The organism is Kocuria oxytropis, from assembly GCF_040981195.1.
In the GTDB taxonomy this organism is placed as follows: Bacteria; Actinomycetota; Actinomycetes; order Actinomycetales; family Micrococcaceae; genus Kocuria; species Kocuria oxytropis.
On the sequence record NZ_JAVFXA010000011.1, the window covers coordinates 1 to 21,899 of the forward strand.

Annotated in this window: 18 protein-coding genes and 1 pseudogene; 13 read left to right on the forward strand and 6 right to left on the reverse strand. The window is 71.7% G+C overall.

Annotation, left to right across the window (positions count from 1 at the left end; all coding sequences use genetic code 11):
* The 6 genes and pseudogenes from QYM41_RS12035 to QYM41_RS12060 all read left to right on the forward strand — a co-directional run.
* Positions 1–460: pseudogene (locus QYM41_RS12035) on the forward strand (inositol-3-phosphate synthase); the annotation flags it as partial.
* Between the two features lie 426 nt (positions 461–886).
* A complete protein-coding gene (locus QYM41_RS12040; protein ID WP_368800003.1) occupies positions 887–2,077 on the forward strand; it encodes an NAD(P)/FAD-dependent oxidoreductase in 1,191 nt (396 codons plus the stop codon).
* Between the two features lie 83 nt (positions 2,078–2,160).
* The gene (locus QYM41_RS12045) at positions 2,161–3,312 is read left to right on the forward strand and encodes an aromatic ring-hydroxylating oxygenase subunit alpha (RefSeq protein ID WP_368800004.1); all 1,152 of its coding nucleotides are present in this window, start codon (positions 2,161–2,163) and stop codon (positions 3,310–3,312) included.
* A 215-nt stretch (positions 3,313–3,527) separates the two neighbouring features.
* Complete coding sequence (gene purU, locus QYM41_RS12050) at positions 3,528–4,448, forward strand: formyltetrahydrofolate deformylase (RefSeq protein ID WP_368800005.1); 921 nt, start codon at positions 3,528–3,530, stop codon at positions 4,446–4,448.
* A gap of 249 nt (positions 4,449–4,697) precedes the next feature.
* Complete coding sequence (locus QYM41_RS12055; protein WP_368800006.1) at positions 4,698–5,321, forward strand: cyclodeaminase/cyclohydrolase family protein; 624 nt, start codon at positions 4,698–4,700, stop codon at positions 5,319–5,321.
* Positions 5,318–6,211: a bifunctional 5,10-methylenetetrahydrofolate dehydrogenase/5,10-methenyltetrahydrofolate cyclohydrolase gene (locus QYM41_RS12060; RefSeq protein ID WP_368800007.1), complete on the forward strand. Its 894-nt coding sequence runs from the start codon at positions 5,318–5,320 to the stop codon at positions 6,209–6,211. The genes QYM41_RS12055 and QYM41_RS12060 overlap by 4 nt, the downstream gene beginning before the upstream one ends.
* 112 nt (positions 6,212–6,323) lie before the next feature.
* On the opposite strand, the gene QYM41_RS12065 is transcribed toward QYM41_RS12060, so the two are convergent.
* Complete coding sequence (locus tag QYM41_RS12065; protein WP_368800008.1) at positions 6,324–6,989, reverse strand: GntR family transcriptional regulator; 666 nt, start codon at positions 6,987–6,989, stop codon at positions 6,324–6,326.
* A 230-nt stretch (positions 6,990–7,219) separates the two neighbouring features.
* Complete coding sequence (locus QYM41_RS12070) at positions 7,220–7,891, reverse strand: GntR family transcriptional regulator (protein ID WP_368800009.1); 672 nt, start codon at positions 7,889–7,891, stop codon at positions 7,220–7,222.
* A gap of 150 nt (positions 7,892–8,041) precedes the next feature.
* Here QYM41_RS12070 and glyA point away from each other — a divergent pair, with 150 nt between their 5' ends.
* Genes glyA through purU (QYM41_RS12105) form a run of 7 tightly spaced genes read left to right on the forward strand, consistent with a single transcriptional unit; the run spans position 8,042 to position 16,730 of the window.
* Positions 8,042–9,334 (forward strand): serine hydroxymethyltransferase, encoded by a 1,293-nt coding sequence (gene glyA, locus QYM41_RS12075; RefSeq protein WP_368800010.1) that lies wholly within the window; start codon positions 8,042–8,044, stop codon positions 9,332–9,334.
* The gene (locus tag QYM41_RS12080) at positions 9,334–10,551 is read left to right on the forward strand and encodes a sarcosine oxidase subunit beta family protein (RefSeq protein WP_133409847.1); all 1,218 of its coding nucleotides are present in this window, start codon (positions 9,334–9,336) and stop codon (positions 10,549–10,551) included. The genes glyA and QYM41_RS12080 overlap by 1 nt, the downstream gene beginning before the upstream one ends.
* Positions 10,552–10,565: 14 nt before the next feature.
* Positions 10,566–10,853 carry a sarcosine oxidase subunit delta gene (locus tag QYM41_RS12085; protein ID WP_368800011.1) on the forward strand — a complete coding sequence of 96 codons (288 nt, stop codon included), beginning with the start codon at positions 10,566–10,568 and terminating at the stop codon, positions 10,851–10,853.
* A complete protein-coding gene (locus tag QYM41_RS12090) occupies positions 10,850–13,765 on the forward strand; it encodes a sarcosine oxidase subunit alpha family protein (protein WP_368800012.1) in 2,916 nt (971 codons plus the stop codon). The genes QYM41_RS12085 and QYM41_RS12090 overlap by 4 nt, the downstream gene beginning before the upstream one ends.
* Complete coding sequence (locus QYM41_RS12095; protein ID WP_368800013.1) at positions 13,758–14,435, forward strand: sarcosine oxidase subunit gamma; 678 nt, start codon at positions 13,758–13,760, stop codon at positions 14,433–14,435. Before QYM41_RS12090 ends, QYM41_RS12095 begins: the two co-directional genes overlap by 8 nt.
* Positions 14,435–15,835, forward strand: a complete 1,401-nt coding sequence (locus QYM41_RS12100; RefSeq protein ID WP_368800014.1) for an L-serine ammonia-lyase — start codon at positions 14,435–14,437, stop codon at positions 15,833–15,835. Before QYM41_RS12095 ends, QYM41_RS12100 begins: the two co-directional genes overlap by 1 nt.
* A gap of 22 nt (positions 15,836–15,857) precedes the next feature.
* On the forward strand, positions 15,858–16,730 hold the full coding sequence (purU, locus tag QYM41_RS12105) for a formyltetrahydrofolate deformylase (protein WP_368800015.1): 873 nt from the start codon (positions 15,858–15,860) through the stop codon (positions 16,728–16,730).
* 299 nt (positions 16,731–17,029) lie between these two features.
* On the opposite strand, the gene QYM41_RS12110 is transcribed toward purU (QYM41_RS12105), so the two are convergent.
* The 4 genes from QYM41_RS12110 to QYM41_RS12125 form a co-directional block, all read right to left on the reverse strand.
* Positions 17,030–17,710, reverse strand: coding sequence for an MBL fold metallo-hydrolase (locus QYM41_RS12110; protein WP_368800016.1), 681 nt, complete (start codon positions 17,708–17,710; stop codon positions 17,030–17,032).
* On the reverse strand, positions 17,707–18,870 hold the full coding sequence (locus QYM41_RS12115; RefSeq protein ID WP_368800017.1) for an S-(hydroxymethyl)mycothiol dehydrogenase: 1,164 nt from the start codon (positions 18,868–18,870) through the stop codon (positions 17,707–17,709). Before QYM41_RS12115 ends, QYM41_RS12110 begins: the two co-directional genes overlap by 4 nt.
* Before the next feature lie 136 nt (positions 18,871–19,006).
* On the reverse strand, positions 19,007–21,475 hold the full coding sequence (locus tag QYM41_RS12120) for a GcvT family protein (protein ID WP_368800018.1): 2,469 nt from the start codon (positions 21,473–21,475) through the stop codon (positions 19,007–19,009).
* Positions 21,476–21,522: 47 nt separating this feature from the next.
* Positions 21,523–21,885, reverse strand: a complete 363-nt coding sequence (locus QYM41_RS12125) for a bifunctional 3-phenylpropionate/cinnamic acid dioxygenase ferredoxin subunit (RefSeq protein WP_368800019.1) — start codon at positions 21,883–21,885, stop codon at positions 21,523–21,525.
* Between the last annotated feature and the right edge of the window lie 14 nt (positions 21,886–21,899).

Genomic DNA, 21,899 nt, shown 5'->3' on the forward strand with positions numbered 1-21,899 from the left:
GTACGTGCTGGACCGCACCTACCAGCTCAACGTGGGCGGGAACATGGACTTCATGAACATGCTCGAGCGCACCCGGCTGGAGTCGAAGAAGATCTCCAAGACCCAGGCGGTGACCTCCAACGTGGTCCGGGAGTTCGGCACCCGGGACGTGCACATCGGTCCTTCGGACCACGTGCCGTGGTTGGAGGACCGGAAGTTCGCCTTCGTGCGGCTGGAGGGCCACGGTTTCGGCAACGCGCCGATCTCCCTGGAGTACAAGCTGGAGGTGTGGGACTCGCCGAACTCGGCCGGGGTGATCATCGACGCGATCCGGGCGGCGAAGATCGGCCTGGACCGGGGCATCGGGGGTCCGCTGACCTCGGCCTCGGCGTACTTCATGAAGTCCCCGGCCCTCCAGCGGCCCGACGACGTGGCGAGGGCGGACCTGGAGGCCTTCATCCGGGGCGAGCGCGAACGCTGAGCCGCCTCCCCGCACGCGCAGGCCCCCGCACCGAACGGTGCGGGGGCCTGCGCGCGGTCGGGGCCTCCCGCGCACCCCCGCGGGGCGAGATGCCCCTCGGGCGAATTCGTTCCCTCCACCGGGGCCGGAACGGGCGCGAACCGCACCAGCACCTCAAAGTGTGCAACTGAATTCACAGTACGCAACAATCGCGGAGCGGCGGAGCCGTGGTGCCAAGGATCCGGGCTCCACGGCGACCGTTCGCGGCGCTACGCCGGAGACAGCCCGGACGATGCCGCGAAATGCTTGACAGGGGGAAGTGGCACAGGTCACGCTGTGGGCACATTACGAACCAGGTTGCGTATTACGCTCCTGCGGGTCTGCCGGCTGCTTGGTGTTGCCGGGGTCCCGGATCGTCCGTCACCAGTCCTGGGAAAGGGGTCCTCCATGGAGTCCCTCGTCATTGTCGGAGCGTCGCTGGCCGGTCTGTCGGCCGCCCGGGCCGCGCGCAGCCTCGGGTTCACCGGCCGGCTGGTGATCATCGGTGATGACCACCAGCGCCCCTACGACCGGCCCCCGCTGTCCAAGGACTTCCTGGCCGGGCGGATCGAGCCGGCCGACCTCGCCCTGGAGACCCACGAGGAGGACCTCGACGCGGAGTGGATCCTCGGCACCCGGGCGGTGTCCTTCGATCCGGCCACCCGCCTGGTGCACCTGGCCGACGGGACCACCGTGCACGCCGCCGGGCTGGTGATCGCCACCGGCGCCTCCCCCCGGTCCCTGCCCCAGATCGCCGGGGCCGCCAACGTGGTCAGCCTGCGCACCCTCGACGACGCGCAGAAGCTGCGCACCCTGCTGCGCCCGGGCCGACGGCTGGTGGTCGTCGGCGCCGGGTTCATCGGCGCCGAGGTCGCCTCCACCGCCCACGCCCTGGGCCTGGAGGTCACCGTGCTGGAGAAGTCCCCCACCCCGCTGTGCGGGCCGCTGGGCTCCCAGCTGGGGACGGTCGTGGCCGGACTGCACGAACGCGCCGGGGTCGAGCTGATCTGCGGGGCCCAGATCGCCGACTTCGCCCTCGCCGACGGATCCGTGACCGCGGTGCACCTGGCCGGCGGGCGGGTGCTGCCCGCCGACGTGGTGCTCGTGGGCATCGGGGCGGTGCCCAACACCGCCTGGCTGGAGAGCTCCGGGATCGAGCTGGGCAACGGCGTGCTCTGCGACGCGACCGGGGCCACCAGCATCCCCGGGGTCGTGGCCGTGGGCGACTGCGCCGCCTGGTGGGACCCCGCCACCGGACGCCACCACCGGGTGGAGCACTGGACCGGGGCCGCCCAGCGCCCGGCCGTGGCCGTGGGCGCCCTGCTCGGGGCCGACCCGGCGACCCTGCCGCCGGTCAAGCCCCCCTACTTCTGGTCCGACCAGTACGGCACCCGCCTGCAGTTCGTCGGCGACGCCTCCCGCGCCGACCGCGTGGCCTATGAGCACGGCGGCCCCGGCCAGGAGTCCCTGCTGGCCGTCTACTACGCCGGGGACCACCCCGTGGCCGTGCTGGCCTGGAACCAGACCAGGCTCTTCTGCCGCTGGCGCAAGACCATCGAGAAACTCGCCGCCACCGCCGCCCAGCCGGTCGCGGCCTGACCCGCCCGCGCCACCCCGTCCTCCCGTCCCACCCCGTTCCCCGCACCGTGCTCGACGCACCGCACGACCCAAGGAGTAAAGAGTTGTCGACCAACGTTGTCTCGGAGTCCCTGATCTCCACCCTGCCCGGCTCCACGTACGTGGACGAGGCCGTCTTCCGCGCCGAACAGGAACGCATCTTCGAGCAGATGTGGTTCTGCGCCGTGCGCGCCGCCGACCTCGACAAGCCCGGTGCCTTCCGCACCGTCCAGATCGGCCGCGAGTCCATCATCATCACCCGCAACCGCAAGCACGGCATCCGCGCCTTCTACAACATCTGCCGCCACCGCGGGGTGAAACTGTGCATGGAGGACACGGGCGAAGCCGGACGCTCCTTCCAGTGCCCCTACCACGCGTGGACCTACGACTTCGACGGCAAGCTCATCGCCGCCCCCAACCTCACCAAGATGCCCGACATCGACCGCCATGAGTACGGCCTGGTCACCGTCCCGGTCCGCGAGTACCTCGGCTACGTCTGGGTCTGCCTGGCCGAGAACCCCCCGTCCTTCGAGGACGACGTCATGGGCGACATCCAGGAACGCCTCGGCGACACCCAGGCCATCGAGGGCTACGACATCGCCAACCTCTCCCTGGGCCGGCGCATCACCTACGACGTGAAGGCCAACTGGAAGCTCATCATCGAGAACTTCATGGAGTGCTACCACTGCGCCACCATCCACCCCGAGCTCACCGAGGTCCTGCCCGAGTTCGCCGACGGACTCGCCGCCCAGTACTTCGTGGGCCACGGCGCCGAGTTCGGCGACGACGTCCTGGGCTTCACCGTCGACGGCTCCGAAGGCCTCGACAAGCTCCCGGGCGTGGACGAGGACCACGACCGCCGCTACTACGCGATCACCGTCAAGCCCACCGTGTTCGTGAACCTGGTGCCCGACCACGTCATCATCCACCGCATGTTCCCCATGGCCCCCGACCACACCATCGTCGAGTGCGACTGGCTCTACCTGCCCTCCGTGGTCGAGTCCGGCAAGGACGTCTCGGCCTCGGTGGAGCTCTTCCACCGGGTCAACCAGCAGGACTTCGACGCCTGCGAGCGCTGCCAGCCCGCCATGAGCTCCAAGGTCTACGCCACCGGCGGCGTCCTGGTGCCCTCCGAGCACCACATCGGCGCCTTCCACGACTGGATCACCGAGAAAGTCGGCGACGTCGTGCCCGCCGCCGGTCCCACGAGCCAGTAGGCCCGGGGCCCGGTCAGCCGGGGCCCGGTCAGCCGGGGCCCGGTCAGCCGGGGCCCGGTCAGCCGGGGCCCGGCTGACCGGGCCCCGGATCCGTCGTGCGGCGGACGGCCGGCCCGGCGCCACGCCGCATCCCTCGGCGTGGCGCCGGGCCGGCCGGACGCCGCGCCGGTACGTCAGTCGCACCCAGTAGTCGTCCACCCAGGCAGGAGCCTTCCATGACCGTCGTCGACACCCTCTCCTCCACCGCGCAGCCCGCCGCCGCCCCGGCGGAGGCGACCCTCCGGCACACACCGTCCCCGTTCGTGCTCACCCTCACCTGCCGGGACCAGGTAGGGATCGTCCATGCCGTCACGGAGTTCCTTCTCGCCCACGGGGCCAACATCACGGAGCACCAGCAGTTCGACGACCGGGTGCACGGGCTCGTCCACCTGCGCACCGCGTTCAGCGGCCCGCCGGAGCTGAGCCTCGAGACGCTGGAGCAGAACTTCGCCCCCGTCGCCGAGCGGTTCGGCATGCGCCACCGGCTCCACGACCAGACCCCGCCCCGGCTGCTGGTCATGGTGTCCAAGGGCGGCCACTGCCTCAACGACCTGATCTTCCGGTGGCGGGGCGGTGGCCTCGGGGGAGAGATCGCCCTGGTGGTCTCCAACCACGAGGACCTGCGCCCCATGGCCGAGGCAGCGGGCCTGCCCTTCGTGCACGTCCCCGTCTCCCCGGCGACCAAGGCGGAGTCGGAGCGCCGGCTGCTGGAGCTGGTCGAGGAGCACGACATCGATCTCGTGGTGCTGGCGCGCTACATGCAGATCCTCTCCGACGACCTCTGCCGTGCACTGGAGGGAAGGGCCATCAACATCCACCACTCCTTCCTGCCCGGCTTCAAGGGAGCCCGGCCCTACCACCAGGCCTATGAACGGGGCGTGAAGCTGGTCGGTGCCACCGCCCACTACGTGACGGCGGACCTGGACGAGGGACCGATCATCGAGCAGGAGGTCATCCGGGTGGACCACACCCACGACCCGCGAACTCTGTCCACCGTGGGGCAGGACGCGGAGGCCCTGGCCCTCTCCCGCGCGGTCCGCTGGCACTGCGAGCACCGCGTGCTCCTGGAGGGCGCCAGCACCGTCGTCTTCCGCTGATCCGTGCGGCCCCGGCCGTCGTCCCGGACGCTCCTGCACGGACCTCCCGGCCACGGCGACCGCCGCCCTGCGACCCGGAGGCGACCGCACCGCGCGGCTGAGCCACCCTCATCCCGCGGCACCGCCTCCCCCAGTCCTGCGGCCCCGTTCCTGCTTCGCCACCGGGCTCGGGGCCGCAGCTCCCCATGGACCGGCACGATCCGCCGGCACCCACCGCTGTCCGTCAACGCCCACCGAAGGATGCAGACCATGATCGGCTCGGAGACCCTCAACGACTACCTGGAACGGCTGGCATCCCGGGAACCCACGCCCGGGGGCGGGGCAGCCGCGGCGCTGCACGCGGCCCAGGGGGCTGCCCTGATCGCCATGGTGGCGCGCTACACCACCGGCGCGCGGTACGCCCAGCACGAGGAGCAGTCCCTCCGGATCGCCGGCCGCGCCGACGACATCATCCCGGAGGCCCTGCAGCTGGCCGACGACGACGAGAAGGCCTTCGCGGCCGTGATCTCCGCCTACCGCCTGCCCTCCGCCTCCGAGGAGGACCGCGCCGCTCGTTCCCGGGCCGTCCAGGACGCCACGGTCGCCGCAGCCGCGCCGCCGCGGGCGCTGATCGGCCTGGCAACCGAGATCATCGATCTGGGCCGGGAACTGGCCGAGTTCAGCAACCCCACCGTGATCAGCGACGTGGCCGCCGCCTCGGAGGCGGCCCGGGCCGCCATCGCCACGGCCCTGATCACGCTGGACATGAACATCAGCGCGATCACGGACGCGAGGACCCGGGCGCAGCTCACGGACGAGCTCCAGGACGGCCACGACGCCGTCCTGTCCGCCCAGGCCGTAGCGGACCGCGTGCGCGAGAAGGTAACGGCATGACCGCGCGCCGGCTGACCGGGGGCCCCGTCGCACGCCGGCTGCGGGCCGAGACCGAGGGCAACGTCACCGCGCTGCGCCGGAGCGGAGTGGTCCCCGGGCTGGCGGTCGTCGTGGCCACCGACAACGAGGCGACCCTGTGGTACGTCCGCTCCATCGCGCGGGCCGCGGACACGGCAGGCGTGCGCTGCACGGTCGTCGATCTCGGGGCCGACGCCGGCGAGGACGAGATCGCCTCGACGCTCACCCTGCTCAGCGAGGACGAGGACGTCCACGGCATCATCCTGCAGACGCCCCTGCCCCCGGGAGCGGCCGTGGACGAGCTGGTCGCCCGCATCAGCGCGGCCAAGGACGTCGACGGGGCCAACCCCCTCAGCCTGGGCCGGCTGACCGTGGGGCAGCCCGCGTTCGCCCCCGCGACGGCCCGGGCGGTGGTGGAGATCCTGGAGCACTACGAGGTTCCCCTGGCCGGCCGGCACGTCTCGGTGGTCGGCCGTTCCGCGGTCGTCGGCAAGCCCCTGCTCCAGCTCCTGCTCCAGCGTGACGCCACCGTCACCGTCTGCCACTCCCGATCCCGGCCGCTCGCGCGGTACACGTCCGAGGCGGAGGTCGTCGTCGCGGCGGCAGGGCGGCCGGGGCTGCTCACCGGGGAGCACGTCCGGCCCGGCGCGGTGGTCGTCGACGTCGGCACCAACGTCCTCGACGACGGCGACCTGGTCGGGGACGTGGAGCCCGCCTCGACCGCCGAGGTGGCCGCGGCCCTCACCCCGGTCCCCGGCGGCGTGGGCACGGTGACGACCGCACTTCTCCTGCTGCACACCACTCAGGCGGCGCTGGGGCTCGGCAGCGAGCCGGCCGCCACCCGGACGCTCGCGTCGCGCACCCCCTCCTGACCACCGGAGGACGGCCCAGGGCCGGGACGAGGCGGGCCGGCGGGACGCGGACACCGTGCCGCTCTCGCCCAGCGCCGAGGCGGCGTGCGGTGCCGTGTGCCTCCCGCAGGGCTCAGAGCACCTGCCGGATCTGGGTCTCGAAGTCCTGGACGTGCTGGAGCATGATGGTGGCGGCCTCGTCCGCGTCGCCCGCCAGGACCGCGGTCAGCAGGGCGCTGTGCACGGTGATGTGCTCCTGGAGCTCGGGAATGCGGTCGGCCACCACGCACCAGATGCGGGTGGCCAGGTTGCTGTAGCGCTCCAGCGTGACCTGCAGGTGGGAGTTGCCGGCCGCGGCGTAGATCGCCCGGTGGATGCGCACGTCCCAGCGCAGCGCCTCGTCCCTGTTCAGCCGCTCGTTGTCGGGGTCGGTCAGGCGGTTCCGCAGCTCCTCCAGCTGGGTCCGGGACTCCCCGCCGCGTCGTTCGGCCGCCAGCCGGGCGGCGAGGGGCTCCAGCACCTCGCGCACCTGCGAGATCTCCGAGAGCGCGGTGATGTCCACGGTGGTGGCGAAGGTCCCGCGCCGGGAGTACGTGACCACCAGGTGCTCGGACTCGAGCCGCTTGAGTGCCTCGCGCAGCGGCGTCCGCCCGAGGTTGAGCTCCTGCGAGAGGCGACCCTCGTTGAGGGGCGCCCCCGGGGGGATGTCCAGGAAGATCAGCCGGTCCTGCAGCTGGAAGAAGGCCTGGTCGGCCAGGGAGAGCGGCTCGTCCGGAGCGGAGAGAGGCGTGGTGGACATGTCGTGGTGTGCACTTTCCGTTGGCGTCGGGCAGCCACCGCGGGCGGGCGGGTGCTTCCCGGAAGGGCCTTTCTCCTACCGTAGCGTCATGGATCAGCAGATGCGGACCGGTGCGTGCACGCAGCCCCCTGCCGGGTCACCGGGCTCGTCACCGGGGGCGGAGGAGCCACCTGCCGCCGGGTCGCCGGGCTCGTCACCGGGGCGGAGGAGCCACCTGCCGCCGGCCCGGTTCACAGCACGTTCCGCATGGTCCGCTCGAAGCTCGTGACGTGCTCGAGGGCGAGGTCGGCGGCGTCGTCCGCCCGCCCGTCGGTGATCGCCTCCAGCAGCTGCACGTGCTCGTGCACGTGCCCGGAGACGCCTGGCACCCGGTCCAGCACGAGGCACCAGATGCGGGTGGCGAGATTGTCCAGCCGCACCAGGGTCTCCTCGAGATGGGCGTTGTCCGCCGCTCGGTAGATCAGCCGGTGCACGGCGAGGTCCGCGCGCATGAAGTCCCGATTCGTGGGGTCACCACCGGCGAGCTCCTCGAGCGTGCGGACCACGTCGTGCATCTGCTCCCGGACGGGCTCGGACGCGGCCAGTGCGGCCTTGTGCGCGGCGAGCGGCTCGAGGTGGCGACGCAGCTCGGAGACGTCCGACAGCGCCGTGATGTCCACCTGCGTGGCGAACGTCCCCCGCCGGGGATAGGAGACCACCAGGTGGTCGGTCTCCAGCCGTTTGAGCGCCTCCCGGATCGGGGTCCTGCCGATGCCCATCTCGGCCGCCAGGTGCGCGTCGTGGATCATGGCGCCCGGCCGGATCTCGAGCACGGTCAGGCGGTCGCGCAGCTGCTGGTAGGCCCGGCCGGCCAGTGACACGGGGGCTTCCGTGCCGTGCTCGGGACGCGTGGTGACGCTCATGTCTGCACTCCTCGATCGGGGTCGACGCCGCAGTGGCGGAAGGCGGTCCGTCATCCATTGACAGCCCCTCACCCCTAGCATACCTTTGAACCACAGCTGATATATCAAAACCGTATCAGCAGAGAATGCGAGACGTTGAGGAGCCCAGGGATGCCCGATCTGAACACCCATCTGGCCGAAGCCGACCCGGAGATCGCGGCGGCCATCGATCAGGAGCTGGTCCGCCAGCAGTCCACGCTGGAGATGATCGCCTCGGAGAACTTCGCTCCCGTGTCCGTGATGGAGGCGCAGGGGTCGGTGCTGACCAACAAGTACGCCGAGGGCTACCCCGGGCGGCGGTACTACGGCGGCTGCGAGCACGTCGACGTGGTCGAGCAGCTGGCGATCGACCGCCTCAAGGCACTGTTCGGCGCCGAGGCCGCCAACGTCCAGCCCCACTCGGGCGCCCAGGCCAACGCGGCCGCCATGTCGGCGCTGCTGGACCCGGGGGACACCATCCTGGGACTGAACCTGGCCCACGGCGGACACCTCACCCACGGGATGAAGCTCAACTTCTCCGGCAAGCTCTACAAGGTCGCCGCCTACGGCGTCTCCGAGCAGGACCACCGCATCGACATGGCCGAGGTCGAGCGCCTCGCGCTCGAGCACCGGCCCAAGCTCATCGTCGCCGGCTGGTCGGCCTACACCCGGCAGCTGGACTTCGCCGAGTTCCGCCGCATCGCCGACCAGGTCGGGGCCTACCTGATGGTGGACATGGCCCACTTCGCCGGACTCGTGGCCGCCGGGCTGCACCCCAACCCCGTCCCGCACGCGGACGTGGTGACCACGACCACCCACAAGACTCTCGGCGGTCCGCGCGGCGGGGTGATCCTGAGCAAGCAGGAGCTGGCGAAGAAGATCAACTCCGCCGTCTTCCCGGGACAGCAGGGCGGCCCGCTCGAGCACGTGATCGCCGCCAAGGCCGTGGCCTTCAAGTACGCCGCGACCGAGGAGTTCGCCGACCGGCAGGCCCGCACCCTGGAGGGGGCACGGATCCTGGCCACCCGGCTGCTGTCCCCCGACGTCATGGCCGGCGGGATCTCCCTGGTCAGCGGAGGCACCGACGTGCACCTGGTGCTCGTGGACCTGCGCGACTGCGAGCTGGACGGCCAGCAGGCCGAGGACCTCCTGCACCGCGTGGGCATCACCGTCAACCGCAACGCCGTGCCCTTCGACCCGCGCCCGCCGATGGTCTCCTCCGGGCTGCGCATCGGCACCCCGGCCCTGGCCACGCGGGGATTCGGCGCCGCCGAGTTCACCGAGGTCGCCGACATCATCGCCGAAGCCCTCATCGCCGGACCCGAGGCCGACCTGAGCGCTCTGCGCGACCGCGTCACGGCTCTGGCCGAGCGGTTCCCGCTCTACCCGAACCTGTCCGCCCCCGTCCTGAACGGAGCCCTCTGATGGCTGATCTGCTGCCGGAGCACCCGGACTTCCTGTGGCACAACCCGGACCCGAAGTCCTCCTACGACGCCGTGATCGTCGGCGGCGGCGGGCACGGGCTCGCGACCGCCTACTACCTGGCCAAGAACCACGGCATGACCAACATCGCCGTGCTGGAGCGCGGCTGGCTGGCCGGCGGGAACATGGCCCGGAACACCACGATCATCCGCTCCAACTACCTGTGGGACGAGTCCGCGGCGATGTACGAGCACTCCCTGAAGCTCTGGGAGATCCTGCCCGAGGAGCTGGAGTACGACTTCCTGTTCTCCCAGCGCGGGGTGATGAACCTGGCGCACACCCTGGGCGACGTCCGCGAGTCCGTGCGCCGGGTCAACGCGAACAAGCTCAACGGCATCGACGCGGAGTGGATCAGCCCGGAGCAGGTCAAGGAGCTGTGCCCGATCATCAACATCGGGGACGACATCCGCTACCCGGTGATGGGAGCGACCTACCAGCCACGCGCGGGCATCGCCAAGCACGACCACGTGGCGTGGGCGTTCGCCCGCAAGTGCGACGAGATGGGCGTGGACATCATCCAGAACTGCGAGGTCACCGGCTTCGTCAAGGACGGCGACCGGGTGGTGGCCGTGGAGACGTCCCGCGGGCGGATCAACACCGGCAAGGTCGGCCTCTGCGGGGCCGGGCACAGCTCGGTCCTGGCGGAGCTCGCCGGGTTCCGGCTGCCGATCCAGTCCCACCCGCTGCAGGCCCTGGTCTCGGAGCTGCACGAGCCCGTGCACCCGACCGTGGTGATGTCCAACCACGTGCACGTCTACGTCTCGCAGGCCCACAAGGGCGAGCTGGTCATGGGCGCCGGCGTGGACGCCTACAACGGCTACGGCCAGCGGGGCGCCTTCCACGTCATCGAGGACCAGATGGCGGCCGCGGTGGAGCTCTTCCCGATCTTCGCCCGCGCCCACGTCCTGCGCACCTGGGGCGGGATCGTGGACGTCACCCTGGACGCCTCGCCGATCGTCTCCAAGACGCCCGTGGACCAGATGTACGTCAACTGCGGCTGGGGCACCGGCGGCTTCAAGGGAACTCCCGGAGCCGGCTACTCCTTCGCCCACACCATCGCCAACGACGAACCCCACCCCCTCAACGAGCCCTTCGCCCTGGAGCGCTTCGAGACCGGGGTCCTCATCGACGAGCACGGCGCCGCCGCCGTGGCCCACTAGGAGGCCGGAACACCATGCTGCTGATCGACTGCCCCCACTGCGGGCCGCGCGACGAGACCGAGTACCAGTACGGCGGGGAGGCCCACGTGCCCTATCCCGAGGACCCCTCCCAGCTCTCCGACAAGGAGTGGGCGGAGTACCTCTTCTACCGCAACAACCCCAAGGGTCTGATCGCGGAGCGGTGGGCCCACGCCGTCGGCTGCCGCCGCTGGTTCAACGTCGTCCGCGACACCGTGACCTATGAGATCAAGGCCGTCTACAGGATGGGCGAGCCCAAGCCCGAGATCGGAGGCGTCAAGTGAGCGCTCAGTCCCACCGCCTGCCGGCGCAGCAGAGCGCGACCGGCAGCATCGACCGCACCTCGGCGGTGCGCTTCACCGTGGACGGAGAAGAGTTCACCGGGTACGCCGGTGACACCCTGGCCTCGGCCCTGCTGGCCGCGGGACGCATCCGCTGCGGCGACTCGATGTACCTGGGCCGTCCGCGCGGGATCATGTCCGCCGGCGTGGAGGAGCCCAACGCGCTGGTCAAGGTCGCCGCGCGCACCGAGGCCGACGTCGCCGAGTCCATGCTCCCGGCCACCACGGTGGAGCTGACCGACGGGCTGCAGGCGTCCTATCTGCGCGGGCTCGGACAGCTCGACCCGGCCAAGGACGAGGCCGTCTACGACCACAAGCACGTGCACACCGACGTCCTCGTCGTCGGCGCCGGGCCCGCGGGCCTCGCCGCGGCCCGGGAGGCCGCGAAGTCAGGGGCCCGGGTCATCCTCATGGACGAGCAGCCGGAGGCCGGAGGGTCCCTGCTGTCCGGCCGCGACGAGACCGTCGACGGCATGCCCGCCCGTGACTGGGTGGCCGAGACCCTCGCCGCCCTCCGGGAGGCCCCCGAGACCACGGTCCTGCACCGCACCACTGCTTTCGGCAACTACGACAGCAACTACGTCGTCGCCGTCCAGCGGCGCACCGACCACCTGGGCACCGCCCCCGGTGCCGGGGTCTCGCGGGAGCGGATCTGGCACGTGCGGGCGAATCAGGTGGTGCTCGCCACCGGCGCGCACGAGCGGCCGATCGTGTTCACCGACAACGACCGCCCCGGCGTCATGCTCGCCGGCGCGGTGCGCACCTACCTCAACCGCTACGCCGTGGCCGCCGGCACACGGGTCGTGGCGGCCACCACCAACGACTCCGTCTACGCCGTGGTGGCCGATCTGGTCGCCGCCGGCGTGGACGTCGCGGGCGTGGTCGACTCGCGCCCCGAGCTCACCGCCGTGGCCGAGCGCACCGCCGCCCGCACGGGAGTCCAGGTGTGGACCGGCAGCGCCGTGGTGGAGACCGCCGGCGACGGCGCGGACGGGCGCGTCAGCGCCGTCACGCTCAGCGGGATCGACGAGGACGGCCGGCTGACCGGTCCCACCACGACCGTGGACGCCGACCTGCTGGCGGTCTCCGGCGGGTGGACCCCGGTGGTGCACCTGCACAGCCAGCGGCAGGGGAAGCTGACCTGGAACGACGACCTCGCCGGGTTCGTCCCCGCCCTGCCGGTGCGCGACCAGCAGACCGCGGGGTCCGTCAACGGCGTGCTGGACCTGGCCGGATGCCTCGGCCAGGGCGCCCGCGCCGGCGCCGAGGCCGCCTGCCGCGCCGGGTTCGACACCTCCGCCCAGGAGCCGGCCGCCGCCGCGGAGGCCTTCGCCCCGGTCCGGCCGCTGTGGCTGGTTCCCGGGCCCGACGGGGAGCCGTCGGACTGGAGCCGCCACTTCGTGGACTTCCAGCGCGACCAGACGGTCGCCGAGGTGCTGCGCTCGACCGGCGCCGGCATGCGGTCGGTGGAGCACGTCAAGCGCTACACCTCCATCTCCACCGCCAACGACCAGGGCAAGACCTCCGGGGTCAACGCCATCGGCGTCATCGCGGCCGCGCTGAACAGCACCGACGTCGGCGGCATCGGCACCACCACCTATCGCGCCCCCTACACCCCCGTGGCCTTCAAGGCCCTGGCGGGACGGCGGCAGGGTGAGCTCTTCGACCCGGCGCGGCTGACCTCAGTCCACTCCTGGCACGTGGCCCACGGGGCCCTCTTCGAGGACGTCGGGCAGTGGAAGCGGCCCTGGTACTACCCCCAGGCCGGGGAGGACATGGACGCGGCCGTGCTGCGCGAGTGCGCGGCCGTCCGCGAATCGGTGGGGTTCATGGACGCCACCACGCTGGGCAAGATCGAGATCCGGGGCAAGGACGCCGGGGAGTTCCTCAACCGCGTCTACACCAACGCCTTCAAGAAGCTCAAGCCCGGCATGGGCCGCTACGGGGTCATGTGCACCCCCGACGGCATGGTTTTCGACGACGGCGTGACCCTGCGCCTGGACGAGGACCGGTACTTCATGACCACCACCACCGGCGGTGCGGCCAAGGTCCTGGAATGGCTCGAGGAGTGGTCCCAGACCGAGTGGCCGGAGCTGGACGTCACTTTCACGTCCGTGACGGAGCAGTACACCACCGTCGCCGTCGTCGGCCCGAAGTCCCGCGCCGTCATCGCGAAGCTCGCCCCGGACCTGGACGTGTCCAACGAGGCGTTCCCGTTCATGGCCTTCCGCGAGACGGTCCTGGCCTCCGGGATCCCCGCGCGGGTCTGCCGGATCTCGTTCTCCGGGGAGCTGGCCTTCGAGATCAACGTCTCCTCCTGGTACGGACTCTCCGTCTGGGAGGCCGTCGCGGAGGCCGGCGCCGAGTACGGCATCACCCCGTACGGCACCGAGACCATGCACGTGCTGCGCGCGGAGAAGGCCTACCCCATCGTGGGGCAGGACACCGACGGCACGGTCACCCCGCAGGACCTGGGGATGGAGTGGGTGGTGTCCAAGACCAAGGACTTCATCGGCAAGCGGTCCTACGACCGTCCGTCCGCGACCAGCCCCGAGCGCAAGCAGCTCGTGGCGGTGCTGCCCGTGGACCGTTCCTTCCGCCTCCCCGAGGGCGCGCAGCTGGTCGAGCACGGCACGCCCATCACCCCGCAGGAGGGCCCCGTGCCGATGGTCGGGCACGTCACCTCCAGCTACCGCAGCGCCGCCCTGGACCGGACCTTCGGTCTCGCCCTGGTCGAGAACGGCCGCAACCGCATCGGTGAGACGCTCCAGGCCCCGCTCGACGGGCAGCTCGTGGACGTCGTCATCGCAGAACCCGTGCTCTACGACCCCGAAGGGAACCGCCGAGATGGCTGAGCAGCTCCTGACCGACACCACCGCCCTGCGCCGCAGCCCGCTGGCCCACCTCGCGCAGCAGATGCGCGAGCAGACCGTGACGGGTGAACGCGGCGTGGCCCTGCGCGAGGTCCCCTTCCTGACCATGGTCGGGATCCGGGTGGCGCCGGGCACCCCCGCCGCCGAGGCCGTCGCGGCCGCGGCCGGGATGCCTCTGCCGGCCGGCCACGGCCAGATCAGCGGCTCCGCCGAGGCCACCGCGATCCTGTGGATCGGCCCCGACGAGTTCCTGCTCGTCGGCCCCGAGGGGATGGGGCCCGCGGAGATCGGCCCCGCGGGAAGCGACCTCCGCGAGGCGGGGACCGACGACGCCGGCACCGCCGCCGGGCTGGCCCGGGCCCTGGGGACCGAGCCCGGGCAGGCCGTGGACCTGTCCGCCAACCGCACCACGCTCGAGCTGTCCGGGCCCTCGGCCCGCGCCGTGCTCGAGAAGAGCTGCCACCTGGACCTGCACCCCCGGTCCTTCGCGGTCGGCACCGCCGTGGCCACGACCCTGGGCCCGGTGCAGGTGCTGCTGTGGCGGACCGCGGAGCTGACCTGGCGGATCATGCCGCGGTCCTCCTTCGCGGAGTACACCGCCCGGTGGCTGCTCGACGCGATGACGGAGTTCTCGGCTCCCGAGGTGCCCTGATGGCGCTCAGCGTCCTCGACCTGTTCTCCGTGGGCATCGGGCCCTCCTCCTCCCACACGGTGGGCCCGATGCGCGCGGCGGCGCTGTTCGCCGACGGCCTCAGGAGGGACAGGCTCCTGGAGTCCGTGACCCGGGTGCGCGCCGAGCTGTTCGGCTCCCTGGGCGCGACCGGCCACGGCCACGGCTCCGACAAGGCCGTGATCCTGGGGCTGCAGGGTGCGGACCCGGAGACCGTGGACACCGACACGGCCGACGAGCAGGTGCGGGTCAGCACGGAGCGGGGGCAGCTGTGCCTGGGGGGGACCCACCCGGTCCCCTTCGACCGGCCGAAGGACGTGGTCATGCACCGCCGCAGGTCCCTGCCGGCGCACCCGAACGGCATGACGTTCTTCGCCCACGGGACGGACGGCGAGCTGCTGCGGGAGCGGACCTTCTACTCGGTGGGCGGCGGTTTCGTCGTCGACGGTGAGGCCACGGGCGCCGACCGTGTCGTGGCCGACGACACCACGGTGCCTTACCCGTTCAGCACCGGCGGCCAGCTCCTCGAGCACTGCCGGCGGGAGGGCATGTCGATCGCCGGGATCATGCTCGCCAACGAGCGGTCCCGGCGGCCCGAGGAGGACACCCGGGCGGCGCTGCTGCACATCTGGGACGTGATGCAGCAGTGCGTGGAGAACGGGTGCACCCGCACCGAGGCCACGCTGCCCGGCGGGATGAAGGTCCGCCGCCGGGCGCCGGCCCTGCGGGCCCGGCTGCGGGAGGCCGAGGCCACCGCGACGGCCACGGGGCGGCCGGTCCCCGATCCGCTGCACGCCATGGAGTGGATCAACCTCTACGCCCTGGCGGTCAACGAGGAGAACGCCTCCGGCGGACGGATCGTCACCGCCCCGACCAACGGCGCCGCCGGCATCATCCCGGCTGTCCTGCACTTTTACACCCGGTTCATCTCCGGCGCGGACGAGAACGGCGTGGTGGAGTTCCTGCTGACGGCGGCCGCCGTCGGTATCCTGATCAAGGAGAACGCCTCCATCTCGGGCGCGGAGATGGGCTGTCAGGGCGAGGTCGGCTCCGCCTGCTCCATGGCGGCCGCGGGACTGTGCGCGGTGCTGGGCGGGTCCCCCGACCAGGTGGAGAACGCGGCCGAGATCGGCATGGAGCACAACCTCGGCCTGACCTGCGACCCGGTGGGCGGGCTGGTGCAGATTCCCTGCATCGAGCGCAACGCCATCGCGAGCACGAAGGCCGTCAACGCCGCCCGCCTGGCCCTGCACGGCGACGGCGAGCACAAGGTCTCCCTCGACCAGGTCATCAAGACCATGCGGGAGACCGGCAACGACATGAAGATCAAGTACAAGGAGACCTCCCGTGGTGGACTGGCCGTCAACGTCATCGAATGCTGACCAGCGACTCCGACCGGAGCCGGTGCGCACCGTTCCCGCCACGACGGAACTGGTGCTGACCCTCGACTGCCCCGAGAAGCCGGGGATCGTGCACGCCGTCAGCGGCGTGCTGCTGGAGCACGGCGCCAACATCGTGGAACTGACCCAGTTCGACGACCGCCGGCTCGGGCACTTCTTCATGCGCGTGCACGTGGCCCCGGCCACGGGCGAGGGCCTGGACCCCGAGGCCCTCCGGACGGCTCTCGCCCCGGTGGCCGAGCGGTTCGGCATGCGCTGGGAGCTCAACGAGCACGGGGCCAAGCGGCGCGTGCTCGTGATGGTCTCGAAGTTCGGCCACTGCCTCAACGACCTGCTCTTCCGGGCCCGGACGGGTGACCTGCCGGTGGACATCGTCGCGGTGGTCTCCAACCACCGGGACCACCAGCGCCTGGTCGAGTGGCACGGCATCCCGTTCTTCCACGTGCCCGTGACCCCGGACACCAAGCCGGCCGCCGAGGCGCGCCTGCTGGAGCTCGTGGACCGCTTCGAGGTGGACCTCGTGGTCCTGGCCCGCTACATGCAGGTGCTCAGCGACTCGCTGGCCACCCGGATGGAGGGCCGGGTGATCAACATCCACCACTCGTTCCTGCCCAGCTTCAAGGGCGCCAAGCCGTACCACCAGGCCTACGAGCGCGGCGTGAAGACCGTGGGCGCCACGGCGCACTACGTCAACGCCGAGCTCGACGAGGGCCCGATCATCGCCCAGCAGCTCGTGGACGTGGACCACACCCACGGCCCGGAGGACCTCGTGGCCGCCGGCCGCGACACCGAGTGCAAGGCCCTGTCCAACGCCGTGAAGTGGCACTGCGAGGGCCGGGTCATCCTGCACGGCAACCGCACGGTCGTCCTGCGCTGAGCCGTTCGCACGAGAGCGCCGCCCCGGGATCCTGCCGGGGCGGCGCTCTCGTGCGTGCCCCTGCGCTCGCACAGGCCGGGGCCTTCCTGGCCGGGCCGGCCCACGTCCACGGCGGCCCCGGCGCCTGCCGGAGACCGCAGGGCGGCCGGATCCGCAGGGCAGGCCGTTCAGGGCCACGGTTCCGGGTCGTCCCGGGCGGGACAGCCCGGAAACGACCCGATCCCCGCGGAGGCTCTCGCGCCTCCGCGGGGATCGGGTCGTCGCGCTCCGGGAGCTCACCCGGACCGGCCTCCTCCTGTTCAGTGACCGCGGTCGATCCACTCCTGCAGGTGCGGGGCCTCCGCGCCGATCGTGGTGGTGTCCCCGTGGCCGGTGAGCACCTCCGTGGCCTCCGGCAGGACGAGCAGCCGGTCGCGGATGGAGTCCACGATCGTGGGGAAGTCCGAGTACGAGCGGCCGGTGGCGCCGGGACCGCCCTGGAAGAGGGTGTCCCCGGAGAAGAGCACCCCGCCCTCCCCCAGCTCCGGCGCCCAGAAGCACACGGACCCGGGCGAGTGGCCTGGTGTGTGCAGCGCGGTCAGGCGCACCCCGCCCACCGTGTAGACGTCTCCGTCGCGGATGATGCGGTCGAAACGACGGGTCGGATGGACCTGTTCCCAGAGCATCGTGTCGTCCGGGTTCAGGTACACCGGGGCCCGCAGCTGCTCGGCGACCTCGGCGACAGCGCGGATGTGGTCGTCGTGACCGTGGGTGAGCAGGATGGCCGCCACGGCCCGGCCGCCCACGGCGTCCACGACCTTCTGCGGGTCGTGGGCCGGGTCGATGACCAGGCACTGGTCGTCGTCGCCCACGATCCACACGTTGTTCTCGACCTCCCAGGTCCCGCCGTCCAGGGAGAACGTCCCGGCGGTCACCAGGTGCTCGACCCGGACCCGGCCCGAGGCGTCGGTGCGCTGCTGAGCGGCCTGCCGCGCGGTCATCGGCCCGCTCCGGCCGTCGCGGCCACGCCGGTCTCCGCGACGCGCTCCTGCGTGCCGGTCCCGGCACGGTCCAGTTCCACCACCGAGCGCAGGACGGTGCCGGCCTTCATCTTCGCGAAGGCCTCCTCGACCTCGCCCAGGCCGATCCGCTCGGTGACGAAGCCGTCCAGGTCCAGCCGGCCCAGCCGGTACTGCTCCACGAGCATCGGGAAGTCCCGTGAGGGCAGGGTGTCGCCGTACCAGGCGGACTTGATCGACCCGCCGCGGCCGAACACCTCGTCCAGCGGGATCTCCCACGTGGTCCCCGGGGCCGGCACGCCCACCAGGACCATCCGCCCCGCCAGATCACGGGCCTCGAAGGCCTGCTTGAAGGTCGGGGCGATGCCGACCGCGTCGATCACCAGATCGGCGCCGAACCCGCCCGTGAGCTCCCGGATCGCCGCCACCGGGTCGGTGCTGCGCGAGTTGACGGTGTGGGTGGCCCCGAACTGCCGTGCGGTGGCCAGCTTCTCGTCGTCGAGATCCACGGCCACGATCGTGGTGGCCCCGGCCAGCGCCGCCCCGGCGATCGCGGCCGCCCCGACACCCCCGCAGCCGATGACGGCCACGGACTCCCCGCGCTTGACGGCACCGGTGTTGAGCACCGCGCCGATCCCGGCCATCACCCCGCAGCCGAGCAGCCCGACGGCCGCGTACTGGTGGTCCTCGAGGTCGGCGTCGATCTTCGTGCACTGGCCCGCGGCCACCAGGGTCTTCTCGGCGAAGGAGCCGATGCCCAGGGCCGGAGTCAGCGGGGTGCCGTCCTCGAGCGTCATCCTCTGGGTGGCGTTGTGGGTGGCGAAGCAGTACCAGGGCTCGCCCTTGCGGCAGGCCCGGCACTGCCCGCACACCGCACGCCAGTTCAGGATCACGTGGTCGCCCACGGCAACCTCGGTCACGCCCTCACCGACCGCCGAGACGACACCCGAGGACTCGTGGCCGAGCAGGAACGGGTAGTCGTCGCCGACCCCGCCCTCGACGTAGTGGTGGTCGGTCTGGCACACCCCGCAGGTGAGCACGTCCACCAGCGCCTCCCCCGGCCCGGGGTCCGGCACCAGGATGGTCTCCACGCTCACCGGCTGGTTCTTGCCCTTCGACACCACGCCCTTGACCTTGTGCATGCTGGAACTGCCTTTCGTTGTCGTCGTCGGCACCGGGAACAGTGCGCGATCACAGATGTCGTACTGGGGAGTCCCGAGGCCGGGACCGGGAGCCGCGGCCGGAGCAGTGCACGCCCCGGCCGCGGCGGCAGGGACCTCAACCGCGGATGCGCTCCATGCCGGGGTCCACGAGCGGCTCGGCGCTGACCGTGGCCCGGACGCGCTCGCCGAGGTACTCGATCTCCACGCCGTCCCCCTCGGAGACCTCCGGCGGGAGCCAGGCGTAGGCGACCGGCCGGCCCACGGTGTGGCCGAAGACCGCGCTGGTGACATAGCCGGCGGCGGTGCCGTCCACGTAGACCGGCTCCTTGCCCAGGACCACGGAGCGGCCGTCGTCGACGGTCAGGCAGCGCAGCCTCCGGCGGACCTGGCCGTCGGCGGCCACGGCCTCCGACCCGACGAAGTCGCCCTTGTCCTTCTTGACGGCGAAGTCCAGGCCGGCTTCCAGGGCGGTGTGCTCGGTGGTCATGTCGGTGCCCCAGGACCGGTAGCCCTTCTCCACGCGCAGGCTGTTGAAGGCCGCGCGCCCGGCGGGGACGATGCCGAACTCCTGCCCCGCCTCGTGCAGCAGGTCCCACAGCCGCAGCCCCTGGTCCGCGGTGGTGTACAGCTCCCAGCCGAGCTCGCCCACGTAGGAGAGGCGCATCGCGGTGACCCGCAGCCCGCCCACCCGGATCTGCTTGGTGCGGAAGTACTTCAGGCCCTCGTTGGACAGGTCGTCCCGGGAGACCTTCGCCATGACCTCCCGCGCCTTCGGTCCCCACAGCCCGATGCAGCAGGTCTCGGCGGTGGTGTCCCGGACCAGCACCCAGGCGGCGGGGTCCTCGGCGCTCTGCCGGGACGCCTCGGCGGACAGGTACGCCACGTCCACGCTGCTGTTGATGCCGGCCTGGAACAGGTTCTCGTCGAGCCGGGCCACGGTGATGTCGCTGCGGATCCCGGCCTTCTCGTCCAGCAGGAGGCAGTACGTCACGGCGCCCGGCTTGCGCAGGATGTTGCCGGTGGTGAGCCGCTGCAGCAGGGCGGCGGCGCCCGGTCCCTCGACCGTCACGCGCTTGAGCGGGGTCATGTCGTACATCGCCACGGCGGTGCGGGTCTTCCACGCCTCGACCGCCGCGATCGGCGAGTGGTACCGGGCCGCCCACGGCTCCCGCTCCGGCTCGCGCCACTCCTCCGGCAGCTGGTCCAGGAGCGCGCCGTTGGACTCGTACCAGTGCGGGCGCTCCCAGCCGTGGCTCTCCAGGAAGAAGGCGCCGAGCTCCACCTCCCGGGGGTAGAACGGGCTGACCCGCAGGTTGCGCGGCGACTCCCGGGGCTGGAGGGGGTGGAGGACGTCGTAGATCTCCACGAAGTTCTGCTTGCCCGTCTCCTCGACGTACTCCGGGGACAGCTGCACGTCGTCGAACCGCGTGGCCTCGCAGCCGTGCAGGTCCGTCTCCGGCGCGCCGTCCACCAGCAGCTCGGCCATGGCCTTGGCCACCCCGGAGGAGTGGGTGACCCACACCGCCTCCGCGACGAAGAACCCCTCGAGGTCCGGGGACTCGCCGATGAGCGGGCCCCCGTCCGGGGTGAAGGAGAAGATGCCGTTGAAGCCCTCGGCCACCTCGCTGCCGCGCAGGCTGGGGAGAAAGCGCCGGCTCTCGGCCCACTGCTCGGCGAAGTCCTCCGGCGTGAAGTCCAGGCGGGAGGGCATCCGGTCGTGGGCGATGTCGCGGGGCGCGTAGTGCGGCAGGTCGGAGAGGTCCACCGGCATCGGGCGGTGCGCGTAGGAGCCGATGCCGATCCGGTCCCCCCACTCCCGGTAGTAGAGGTCCGCGTCCTGGTGCCGGAGGATCGGCAGGCTCGCGCCGTTGGGTGCGTCGTGCTTGCCGACCAGCTCCGGGACCGCGGAGGTGAAGACGTACTGGTGGGCCAGCGGCAGGATGGGGCACGGCATGCCGGCCATCTCGCCGATGGCCGGTCCCCAGAATCCGGCGCAGGAGACGACGACGTCGGCCGGCACGGTTCCGTCCGACGTGGTCACGCCGGTCACGCGGCCGTTCGACCTCTCGATGCCGGTGACGGTCGTCTCCGCGCAGTAGGTCACGCCGGCGCGGGAGGTGCGCTCGATGAGCACCTGCACCGCCTTGGCCGCGAGGGCGAGTCCGTCCGTGGGGACGTGGTAGCCGCCCAGGACCATCTCGGGGTTGACCAGGGGGTGCTGCTCGAGCACCTCCTCGGGGGTGAGCAGCCGGCCCTCGAGTCCCCACGACGTCGCGTAGCCCACCTTGCGCTGGAGCTCCTCCAGCCGCTCCGGCGTGGTGGCCACTTCGAGGCCGCCCACCTGGTTGAAGCAGCCCAGGGACACGAGCTTCTCCACCGTGTACTGCGCGAAGTGGGTGAGCGACCGTGACGGGTTCGTCTGGTAGACGAGTCCGGGCGCGTGCGACGTCGACCCGCCCGGGAGGGGCAGCGGGCCCTGCTCGATGACGGTGACGTCGGTCCAGCCGCGCTGGACGAGCTCGTCGGCGAGGTTCGTGCCGACGATGCCGGCGCCGATGATGACGACGCGAGGGGTGGTGCTCATGGGTGGTTCTCCTGACCTGCGGATGACGTGCGGGGGTCGGCCGTGGCTCAGCTCGACTGGGACTCGTGGCCGTGGACGGTGAGCCCGGGCGGCAGGTTCGGCGCCTCGGTGGACTCCTCGACCATGATGTCGCCGTCCACGACGGCCACCTTGTGGGTGCGGACCGGCAGCTTGGCCGGGGGCGCGTCCACCGCGCCGGTGCGAAGGTTGAACTTGGACGCGTGCAAGGGGCACTCGACCTCGCAGTCCTCCACCCAGCCGTCGGCGAGCGAGGCGTCCTGGTGGGTGCAGGTGTCGTCGATGGCGAACAGCTCGCCCTCCTCCGTGTGGAACACGGCGATGGGTGGGACGGTGTCGAGGCGCAGGGCGTCACCGGGTGCGAGGTCCTTGAGGGGACAGGCCTTGTGCATCGGAACGGTTCCTT

Bases quoted from the DNA above. Each gene is read 5' to 3' on its own strand.
- purU (WP_368800005.1), top strand. From the start codon at position 3,528: ATGACCGTCGTCGACACCCTCTCCTCCACCGCGCAGCCCGCCGCCGCC.
- QYM41_RS12080 (WP_133409847.1), top strand. From the start codon at position 9,334: ATGGCTGATCTGCTGCCGGAGCACCCGGACTTCCTGTGGCACAACCCG.
- QYM41_RS12120 (WP_368800018.1), bottom strand. From the start codon at position 21,475: ATGAGCACCACCCCTCGCGTCGTCATCATCGGCGCCGGCATCGTCGGC.
- QYM41_RS12060 (WP_368800007.1), top strand. From the start codon at position 5,318: ATGACCGCGCGCCGGCTGACCGGGGGCCCCGTCGCACGCCGGCTGCGG.
- QYM41_RS12110 (WP_368800016.1), bottom strand. From the start codon at position 17,710: ATGACCGCGCGGCAGGCCGCTCAGCAGCGCACCGACGCCTCGGGCCGG.
- QYM41_RS12065 (WP_368800008.1), bottom strand. From the start codon at position 6,989: ATGTCCACCACGCCTCTCTCCGCTCCGGACGAGCCGCTCTCCCTGGCC.
- glyA (WP_368800010.1), top strand. From the start codon at position 8,042: ATGCCCGATCTGAACACCCATCTGGCCGAAGCCGACCCGGAGATCGCG.
- QYM41_RS12040 (WP_368800003.1), top strand. From the start codon at position 887: ATGGAGTCCCTCGTCATTGTCGGAGCGTCGCTGGCCGGTCTGTCGGCC.
- QYM41_RS12095 (WP_368800013.1), top strand. From the start codon at position 13,758: ATGGCTGAGCAGCTCCTGACCGACACCACCGCCCTGCGCCGCAGCCCG.
- QYM41_RS12055 (WP_368800006.1), top strand. From the start codon at position 4,698: ATGATCGGCTCGGAGACCCTCAACGACTACCTGGAACGGCTGGCATCC.
- QYM41_RS12070 (WP_368800009.1), bottom strand. From the start codon at position 7,891: ATGAGCGTCACCACGCGTCCCGAGCACGGCACGGAAGCCCCCGTGTCA.
- QYM41_RS12125 (WP_368800019.1), bottom strand. From the start codon at position 21,885: ATGCACAAGGCCTGTCCCCTCAAGGACCTCGCACCCGGTGACGCCCTG.
- QYM41_RS12100 (WP_368800014.1), top strand. From the start codon at position 14,435: ATGGCGCTCAGCGTCCTCGACCTGTTCTCCGTGGGCATCGGGCCCTCC.
- QYM41_RS12085 (WP_368800011.1), top strand. From the start codon at position 10,566: ATGCTGCTGATCGACTGCCCCCACTGCGGGCCGCGCGACGAGACCGAG.
- QYM41_RS12115 (WP_368800017.1), bottom strand. From the start codon at position 18,870: ATGCACAAGGTCAAGGGCGTGGTGTCGAAGGGCAAGAACCAGCCGGTG.